Source organism: Oligoflexus sp. (assembly GCF_035638955.1).
Classification (GTDB): Bacteria; Bdellovibrionota_B; Oligoflexia; order Oligoflexales; family Oligoflexaceae; genus Oligoflexus.
This window is the reverse complement of record NZ_DASQYZ010000319.1, coordinates 51,882-61,447: the sequence shown is the minus strand read 5'-3', so window position 1 is coordinate 61,447 and position 9,566 is coordinate 51,882. Positions and strand designations below refer to the sequence as shown.

Here is a 9,566-nt window from a genome sequence, read left to right as displayed (position 1 = left end):
GCGAATTGGAAGAAAGAGGAAATCGGGGTCACGGGAAAGATGGAAAGGATGAGGATTTTTTCTCAGCTGGAATCAGACAAACTGGATCAAAAATGGGACCGTCTCAAGTCCGGCTAGATGTAGCAGGTTTCGACGGCCCAGATCAAAAGTGAGCTGGGCATAGCGCATTTGCGCCAGGAGCTCGGGTACCGCACGTAGGATCGCTTGGTGTGTATCCGTGCTAAGGGGCCTCCCTCTTTCGAGTTTTGTCATATCACCCTCCTGGCTTTTCTATATACGGAACTTTGTAGTTCCGTAAACATTATTTTGATAACATACTGATTATTTTATATTTTTAGTGCAGAGGTTCGACGAACTGGGAACTTTCGTTCCTCCGAAATCCCTTTCATACGCCCCAAAAAGATGCCCGCGGCCCTTGGCAGGTGGATGAAATTTATGGAATTTTAAGGAGCTCAAAAAAGTTTGGCGTTTGGCGGCTCGATCTTCCGAAATATATTTTAAGAGCAAGCTCGCGCAAGGGCACCCCTGGAGGCACATTAATCCCGACGCTCGAGGAGATTACTCCATGCTAGTTAAGAACGTTCATTTGAAGCTTGCGCTTGTGTTGTCGCTGTCTGCTCTGAGCCAGACTGCTTGTAACAATACCAAAGCTGAGCAGCTGGAAGAGGAAGAGTCGAGCGGCGAGACCGCGTCTGATGCCGCCCCCACTCGTGACAATCGTTCCGTTCAATCAGGCGACGCCGCCTTCATTAAAATCTATCCCGATGGTGATATCGTTCCAACCCGTGCTGAAACAACAGCACCGGCCACCACCGTGAATGCATCGACACCTGCGGCCAGCACACCGGCAGCATCAGGCTCGGCTCCTACGGCGAGCGCTCCAGCTGCGGAAGCTGAAACAAACGAAACCACAACAACTCCTGCAGCACCAACGCCAGCACCTGTTGAGGAAACCACGGCAGCGGCTCCTGCACCTTCAACTTCGACACCCGCTCCGGCAGAGGAAACGCCAGCTCCGGCCACAGAAACCCAACCGGCAACACCGGCTCCAGTGATTGTGGAAACTCCGGCTCCGGCGCCAGAACCAATCGTGATCAACGAACCAGCGCCAGCACCAGCGCCGATCGTGGTGAGTGAACCAACGCCAGCACCCGTTGTTGTTATCAACGAACCAGCTCCTGCTGAAGAAACAGCGTCGCCCTTCAAGGAAATGGAAGATCCAGCACGACTCACTCTGGCTATTAACGAAGCCACAGCCTCACAGCTGATGACCATTCAGCCCAAGGAATTCAAAGCCACAGTCGCCATTGGCAAGCACAGCGGCTTTACCGATGGACCTTATATGATTTTCGCCAAGTGGACCGATGATTCCAAAAAAGTAAATGTGAAGGTATCCAATAGCAACAGCGGCAGTGATGAGGACTGTAAGATCGATGAATCGGCAACCCAAGTTGAGTGGAAAACGCTCGGCGTCTTTTACCTGACCAAAAATGCCAAGGTTGTGATTTCGAACAAGAAAAACAGTACTTTCTCGGTGAAAAATGAACTGCTTTTGAAACCCGTCATCGCCGAAAATCTGACCAAACCTTCCAAGTTCAAATGCCTGGATGGTCAGATCGATGGTCAAGGCCTTGTGGGTTACCAATAATCAGAGCTTGATGTCCATGTTTATATAATCCAGGGGCTTGCCGATATCACGGCAGGCCCTTGTTTTTTGAGGTGGTCTCCATGCATTCGCTTTCACTCATCCTGCTCCTGATGTTCAGCACGCTGCCGCTGAACGCCGCGGATAAGCAGGCGTCCTTCGTTTTCATGCCAGCTTACTGGTATGAATATCATTGGGAGGAAACACCGGATGCCGTAGGCCGGTCTTCGCAGCGTCAAACAGTTCTCACAGCTGCCTACCGCCTGCCTTTTGGTTTGGCGCTCGGGGCGACCTGGCTGAAGAATGCGACCTATGCCCAGGATAGCCAGATGGTTCTGACAGGCCAGGGGCTGAGCCTCGGGTATGTGGGGGTTGAGTACATCTCAGCATTTTATACTTATTTGTATAATCCGCGGCTGGACTATGACTTTCCCTCGGTCGATGCCAGCACGAGTTATTATGGAGGCCGCGGATCCATCGTGGACCTCGGGCTTCATTTTGGAACGAGCTGGCTCCGCTTCGGGCCGCGCGTGCTGTGGATCGATGCGAACTATAAGCAGTCGAGTGTCACGTCCGGCACGGAAACCGAAACCAGCACCCTGGAGGGCAACCCCTGGAAGGACCGCTGGTTGGAACCCTATATCGGGGTCTGGCTGCTGTTCTAAGGGTCGAGGTCAAGAGGCCTTCTTGGCTTCCGCCTCGCCCAGAAGACGCTTCACGTGACCGACCAGCTCGCCCATACGGAAGGGTTTATCCACGAACAGGTCTGGTTTCAGATTGGAATGCTTCAGATCCCGTTCCAGACCCGCATAAAATCCGCTAAAAAGAATCACAGGCGTATTTGGACTCGACTCGCGAACTTTGGCCAGCAACTCAAAACCATCGACACGATTCATGCGAATGTCAGAGATGATCAGCTGCGGCTTATGCCGTTGAAAGATGCTGTAAGCCCTTGCCCCGTTATCGGCCGTATAAACATGAAAACCCGCCGCTGTCAGGCCGGCTTCAGCGAACTCACGAATTTCCTCGTCATCATCCACTACCAAAATGGATTGACTGGTCGGCGCGGCTTGATCACGATGGACGCCAAGGACTGATGTCGCGTTCGGAAAGAAGACGCGGAAACAAACCTCCTGGGGATTATCACTGCCGACCTCAATAAAGCCTTCGTGCAGCTCGACAACCTTATGCACGATCGAGAGGCCCAGCCCTACCCCATCCTTGAGCGGATCCGCATTGCTGCCTTGCACAAAGGGTTCAAACAATTTCTTGCCTTCCGTCGCTGAGATACTTTTCCCAGGATTGGTCAGCTTGAACACGGCATATGTAATACCATCGCGATCCTCGAGCAGAGTCTGAACCGCGATCTGGCTTTTCACAGCCGAATATTTGATAGCATTCATGATCAGGTTTTCCAGCACCTGGCGGATGCGCCCTGTATCGAGATAAATTTTGATCTCATCGATATGGCGAGCCACGATAGTCTGATGCTTCTGGTTGGCCACGATACTCAAGGATTTGACCGCATCATCGACCAGGCTTGAAAAGATAACCTGATCAAAGGACAGCTGCAGCCCACCCTGTGAACGCATCGATTCCAAAAGACCACGCACTAAAAATTGAGCGTTGTCCGAGTTCCTTTTGATCCGCTCGATAAAGGATTGCACCTGGCTCGACATGGTTTGGAAATGTTCAGGCAATTGGATGTAATCCACAGCCAACTGGATCACCGACAGGGGCGCACGCAGATCATGAGCCACGATGCCCAGATACTCATCACGGCGTGCCAGCTCCTGCTCGAGGCTACTGACTTGTTCCGCGACGCTGCGTTCCTGGGGCAGAAGCCACTTCAGGAGCTGAACCGAAGTCAGGTGACCCACGATACTGCCGGCTTCACCATGCACGATCACCGGCCGATAAATATCGTCATTGAAATATTGGATCAGAGTCTCGGCCGTGACGCTCGTATCGGTTTGGATAGGCTTTTGGAGCTTGATTTGCGCTAGAGTCCTGGCGCGACCGCCTTCTTCCAAAAGGGTTTTGGAGATGATGTAACTATCAAGACAGCCCAAAATCTCGCCTTGATCGTTCTGCACAATCCCAAGCCGCCCTGGTTTCCGTAATATCGGTCCCAGGGCCTGTTCAAACAGCACTTCATCGGGAAGAAGGACGAAATCCGTGTCGAGAATCTGCAACACATCCAATTGGGATTTTGGCTCCATACTCTCTTCCTCGGTAGCAACGGGCAATTAAGTCCTTATGATAGCAACCCCTATCCCATTTGCATACCAAGAAGGGCCTCATGGCGTGACGGTAGGCTCGCGGCTCCAGGACCAGGCGTAGCTCATCGACGGCGTCGTCGGAAAGAGCGTAAAGTCTTCCAGAGCGTGGTTCAGAATCTGGGTCGATGCGCCCAGCGCGACCTGACGATCCCCCATGCTGCCAAAGTCAATGCGCGGCATCCTTTGACCCAAGCCACGCAATGCCCCCAGCACCTCATGACGGACATCGCTTAAACGTTGCTCACTGCGATCCAAAAGACTCTGATCCAACACCACCGTATCAAGATCAAGGACAGCCAAAAGATTGGACAGGAGTTGGACCAACGCACGATCGTCAGCCACCGGACCGTTTTTGGTCAAGAGTGGGCCCAGGTCGCCAGCAAGGCCATGACTGCCGCGATGCATCCGACCTTCAAAGACCAGGCCAGCATGTTTCTGGGCATTTATGTAAGCAAGGTTACCGGGTCCTTGGGGATTCTTCCACCAATGCTCGGAGAGAGCACCAAGGTTGGCATCTTTTTCCAAGGCCAGGGGCAATTGAATCTTATCGCGCAGAATATTTTGCAGCAGTCGGCCTTGCCACTTGGGAAAAAGATCCTCGCTCATGGCATTGACGGTTTTGTCGGGATGCACGGGTCCCGGCAGCCCCAGGCCGATTCCAATCAGAGGCTTGCCGTCATCGGCACATTGGGTTTTGGCTTTTTGAATCAAAGCAAACAGCATATCGAGACAGGCATCGGGATCATCCCGTACCGGACAGGGCTGCTGCCACCAGTGCCGAATGCCAGCACGCAGGTTGGTGATCGCCACACGAACTTCATCCACCTGCAGGTCGATTCCCAGAATGGAATAAGCATCCTCATTAAAAGACAGGATCACGGGTCGCCGGCCACCATTGGAATGCCCTGTGCCTGTTTCGGTCACCAATCCGCGACGAATCAAGTCGGCAACAATGGTGGAAACCGTTGATCGACTCATGCCTGTTCTTTGCGAGATATCGGCCCGCGATATTTCCCGATCGCGCCAGATCATTTTTAAAAGTGTGCTGCTATTGAGAACGCGCATGTGGGCCGAATCCAAAGTCTCCATATCAGGCTTATCTCCACTCACAATATCCACGACATTCCCCCATCGTTTGCCCTGAAACGAAATGTAAGGGCTCGGAGATTGATACCTTTTTGCGTGCACTCGGGCAAAGGGATTTCCACCACCTGACATCGGCGAACACAAACGCATTCGTCATGATGAGCGATCTGAGTCGCGCGATGAGCTTTTGATTTCATACCGATGTGAAGTGGGGAGAGACGTCCATCCGGCCCTTAAAAATTGCGCTATACTTCTTACGCAATCTCCAGGAAGCGACTGCTATATAAAGGATTGGTCAGCGTATATTTTTAAATAAACGCAGCTCGGCGGGATACTTTTTGGGAACGACCACTATCAAAACTGACGATTCGTACGGTCGTCGCCCAAAGTATTTTCCAACTTTTCTCTTGCTCTACTTACCATTTAAAGTTCAAGAATCTCGGCCTTGTTAGTTCAGGGGCCGCTTCATGAAGGCTCGGGGTATATAAGTGAATTCCGTATCGTTGGGACCTTTCCACATCAGCTCCAGAGCGATATCAAAACGCGGGCCCTGAAAGTAACTGACGTGAAAGTTCGCATCGCCAGCTTTCAACTCAACGGCACCGGTTTTTTCCGTGGCCGGATGAAGGCCATCATTGTTGACGATGATCTGATCCGCGATGTAAAGATTGGCTCCATCATCAGCAACCAGTTTGAACGTCCAAAGGCCCTCTTGCGGCACGTTGACGATAAACTTCATATCGAGACTGAACCATTCGAAAAGGTTGGCGACGCCGGGAAATCCGTCGGAAAATTTTCGAACTTTAATATCAAGCTGCGAGAGGCAGATCTTTTTTATGGATTTCAGCTGAGCATAATCAGGCAGCTTCTGCGTCTCGGGTGCTAGTTGGTAAAGGTCAGCGACGATCATGCGATCAGGTTCATTGGCGCAATCGGCGAACAGAGGTTTCTTCGGAACTTCAGTCGTGGAGGTGTCCACTTCTTTCGCTTCAACCTCGACCGGCACCGGTGAACTCACGTCCTCAGATGTGGTTGGAATATCTTCCTCGACCGTCAGGTCTTCACTGGCCGGTGGCAGAAGTCCGGATATTTCCGTACCTTCCTCGAACTTACTTTTGGAACAGCTGAGGCTGAGCAGCGTAACCATTACCGTTGCAGACACTTGAAGCTTGAGCATGGTCCCTCCATGGCTTGCATCACCGTCTCTATAATATCGGCGATGCCGGACCGGCCCTGCAGGAAGGCTTTTTTACATTGTGGAAATACAGGTCTTTTCAGGATGATTTTCAACGCTTGAAATACGCGGGCAGAGGGTCGAGGCCGCGAAAGGACTGCACTTTTACCGCAAGGCAGAAACCAAAAAGGGCCTCTTTTTAGGGGAGGCCCTCGCCAGTCAATAGAGGTTGCAAACCATCCGGACTTACGCCCCGATAGCCGCGACGAGATCCATAATAGCATCTACGATACCAGCCACATCAGCGTCCGCTGCAGCTGCAATCAGATCCATGATCGCAGCGACGATGGCTGCAGGATCCACCAGACCGAATCCAATAATACCTTTGCCAAGCAAAGCCTGCTTCGCCAGTTTATTGGACAAATCCTTAACAGCGGCTTGATCACCAGCATTGGCGGCGGCAATCAAAGCCATCGAAGTGTCAGACATGGCACTGTTCTGCTCAGGGGTCAATTTGCTTTGAGCGAAAGCGGATTGAACCTGCTGCCCCATGGCAGCCATATCCATGGCTGCTGGTGCTGCAGAACCGGAATTCATCGCAGCCTCAATATCGGCCGCTGGAATCTGATCAGCGGCGGATTCAGCAGCAGCGTCTTCAGCTGTTGCGGTCGACGTTGTGGACACTGCAGGTGCCGAGGCAACTGGTTTTCTCTGAACGGGTTGTGGTGCCTGGGCACAGGCCACACAAGTCATGATGAGACTCAGGGTAAGAATACGCATGCGCTCATTCCTTTCACTAAAAAAAGTTCGTCAAGCCCTTGAGCCTAAGACTATTCAAGTTCAGGGCCAGATAACTTGCCCGGCAATGTCCTGGGGTTGACGCACGGTATTCCGTTTGAATATGCGCAGGCCTAATCGCATTTCCAGACGATCTCCATTTATCTTATGAATTTTGCTTGGGATTTGCCGGCTGTTGAAAGCCCGAGAGCAATTCGAGTGAGCTCAAACCGATTCAAATCTGCAGAAGGGCTGGAATATCCGAATCTTAATGGTCCAAGCGTGTTTTGGAAAGAGGTTGGCAGCGGATGCTGCCAGGACTTCAGCGAGTGGGTTTTCGCATACCGAGCAAAGGCAAAACTTCAGAATAGTGACGCAAACCGAAACCGATCCAGATGAGAAACGCCACCGCAACCTGCATGAAGTAGGGATCGCCCACGCGCACATGCGTGAAGATCGCCCCACCCATCCAACCCGTAAGCAGGATCGCACCGATGAAGGAAGTGCGTGGAATGAGATAAAGAAGAGTTATCATAATTTCCAACACACCAAGGCCTTTGATGTGAGCGGGATCGATACCGAAGTGCGTAAGACCCGCGAGCACTTCCTCAGTTGCCATGATTTTATTGAATCCACTGAAGAGCAGAAGCAAACTCGGCAAAACGGACAATACCCAACCTATCTTTGATCTCATCGTCGAATCCTCGCATAAAAGCTGCTATAACTCGATGATAACGCCGTGGATCGATGAGTGCAATGATCAACCTTTCTCAACGCCTCGGCTGGCCAACGTGCGTTTGACCATCAAATGAAACACATCTTCCAGCGCCTTTTGGATCGCCGGGCCTTCCAGCACACCCAGAGCGCGGGCAATCGCTTCGATGGTGGCGAGGCCTTCCGTTTTCGTTTCCTTGCGCACATGATATTCGGTCGGCGCTCCTGCTGGCAATCGCACGCAAGGCAGCGTGGCCATGACGGGATCACGGCGTCGCATCTTGCTGGTCTGCCGCCAATTCCCATCGGGAACCACCAAATGAAACGGCCCTTCCGCAGCGACCCACTCCGGTGTCAGCAGCGTAGCGTCATCGGCGGGATAAAGCAGAATACTGGGCCGATCCCTGGGCAGATGGTCCGCAAGATCATAGGGCGCGTCTTCCACACCCCGACTGAGAATCACGCTATGAGGTAACGCCAACGCTGCCAGCCGACCGGTATTGGTGGGAACTTTGATTTCTCTTTTATTCATGACGATGATCAATTTCGTCGCCAGATTCAACTGGGGGATCTGGGCGCAGAGACACAGTTCCTGCCGCATCAAACAACGCGTGCAACGGGCCTCGTATTTTTTTCGTGAACTCATGGCACCCCCTTAGGCAAAGGGAGGCAGGTTAGCACAAAGCTTGTCACGCCGCCAGGATCAGGCGATCACGTCCTTGCTGTTTGGCATCATACAGAGCCTTATCCGCGCGTTGCAACCACTGCTCCATCGGTTCCCCTGGCTGGTAAAGAGCGACGCCAGCGGAAGCGGTCACGGCAATATCCTGATCATTATGACTGATTTTCAGCGCCCGGACCCGCACCAAAACCTTGGCTACCAGTTCCCGACTTTCTGACAAATCCGTGCCTTGCAGGATGATCGCAAACTCTTCGCCACCATAACGGGCCACAAAATCGGTTTTACGGGGAAAGGATTGCGCCAGGGTCCGAGCCAGGGTTTGAATCACCGCATCTCCGGCCGGGTGACCATAGCTATCGTTCACCTTTTTAAAATGATCGATATCAAGCATGATCAAACAGGACTTCTGACCCGTTAAAAAAGAAAACTGAGCCGTTTTCCGCAGCTGCTGATCGAAGGTGGCCCGATTGTAAACCTGCGTGAGGCCATCGAGCTGCAGTTGACTTTGCACCGTTTGCAGTTCGGACTGCAAGGTTTCCATTTGTTTTTTAAAACTATTCTGCAAGGAATTAAAAACCTGCTGACGACTTTTTTCGAGTTCAGCCAGTGAAGTCAGCACCTCTTTGACCGTCTGCCGGGCCGAGGATAGATCCTGGGCCACCAAAGCTTTCTGCAGATTCGAGCGCACGTTCAAAAGCACGCCATCATCCTTTTTGTGGACGTCCAGCAGCGAAAAAACCTGATCCACGCTTTGCCACATCAGACCGCGCAGTTCGCTGAGGTAACGTTTGCCGTGTGCATTCTCCTGCAAGCGTGATTCATGGAAGCTTTCCCGCAGGCGATCCAAGGCCTTCTGCGCATCACCGCCGAAGCGGGCTTTGATGACATTTTCAAAGACGTTTTTATAGTCCCACTTGTCGAGCTTGAAGATCTGACTGCGGGTCTGGCTATAGTAATCCAGCACATCGCGAAAGACGGCTTCAAACGGCGAAAGCAAGGGGGCTTCATTAGGGTCTTTGCTGCGGCTCATGCGTCTTCTTTCCAGGAGTTATAACAGGATCTTCGGCACTTTTTTACCGGTGATTGAGCGGGACCCATGGCCATCCAGGCAGGAGACTCTTGATACGACTGGGATATAAGTCTCTTTTAGGTGAAAACAACAGCGCTTTACAAGCCCCTGACCTTTTGCGAGAATACGGCGTTCAT

Annotated in this window: 9 protein-coding genes; 2 read left to right on the top strand and 7 right to left on the bottom strand. The window is 52.2% G+C overall.

The window, feature by feature from the left end; genetic code table 11:
* Positions 1-565 precede the first annotated feature (565 nt).
* Positions 566-1,648 carry a hypothetical protein gene (locus VE954_RS29265; protein ID WP_324959619.1) on the top strand — a complete coding sequence of 361 codons (1,083 nt, stop codon included), beginning with the start codon at positions 566-568 and terminating at the stop codon, positions 1,646-1,648.
* An 80-nt stretch (positions 1,649-1,728) separates the two neighbouring features.
* Positions 1,729-2,310: a hypothetical protein gene (locus tag VE954_RS29260; RefSeq protein WP_324959617.1), complete on the top strand. Its 582-nt coding sequence runs from the start codon at positions 1,729-1,731 to the stop codon at positions 2,308-2,310.
* Positions 2,311-2,319: 9 nt separating this feature from the next.
* On the opposite strand, the gene VE954_RS29255 is transcribed toward VE954_RS29260, so the two are convergent.
* The 7 genes from VE954_RS29255 to VE954_RS29225 form a co-directional block, all read right to left on the bottom strand.
* The gene (locus VE954_RS29255) at positions 2,320-3,867 is read right to left on the bottom strand and encodes a hybrid sensor histidine kinase/response regulator (RefSeq protein WP_324959615.1); all 1,548 of its coding nucleotides are present in this window, start codon (positions 3,865-3,867) and stop codon (positions 2,320-2,322) included.
* 78 nt (positions 3,868-3,945) lie between these two features.
* Entirely contained in the window at positions 3,946-5,046 is a 1,101-nt protein-coding gene (locus VE954_RS29250; RefSeq protein ID WP_324959613.1) for an ROK family transcriptional regulator, read from the bottom strand.
* Between the two features lie 415 nt (positions 5,047-5,461).
* Positions 5,462-6,190 (bottom strand): PA14 domain-containing protein, encoded by a 729-nt coding sequence (locus VE954_RS29245; RefSeq protein ID WP_324959612.1) that lies wholly within the window; start codon positions 6,188-6,190, stop codon positions 5,462-5,464.
* Between the two features lie 243 nt (positions 6,191-6,433).
* Entirely contained in the window at positions 6,434-6,967 is a 534-nt protein-coding gene (locus tag VE954_RS29240) for a hypothetical protein (RefSeq protein WP_324959611.1), read from the bottom strand.
* A gap of 319 nt (positions 6,968-7,286) precedes the next feature.
* A complete protein-coding gene (locus VE954_RS29235; protein ID WP_324959610.1) occupies positions 7,287-7,658 on the bottom strand; it encodes a DoxX family protein in 372 nt (123 codons plus the stop codon).
* 66 nt (positions 7,659-7,724) lie between these two features.
* On the bottom strand, positions 7,725-8,324 hold the full coding sequence (locus tag VE954_RS29230; RefSeq protein ID WP_324959608.1) for a tRNA-uridine aminocarboxypropyltransferase: 600 nt from the start codon (positions 8,322-8,324) through the stop codon (positions 7,725-7,727).
* A 43-nt stretch (positions 8,325-8,367) separates the two neighbouring features.
* The gene (locus VE954_RS29225; protein WP_324959606.1) at positions 8,368-9,390 is read right to left on the bottom strand and encodes a GGDEF domain-containing protein; all 1,023 of its coding nucleotides are present in this window, start codon (positions 9,388-9,390) and stop codon (positions 8,368-8,370) included.
* Positions 9,391-9,566 lie beyond the last annotated feature (176 nt).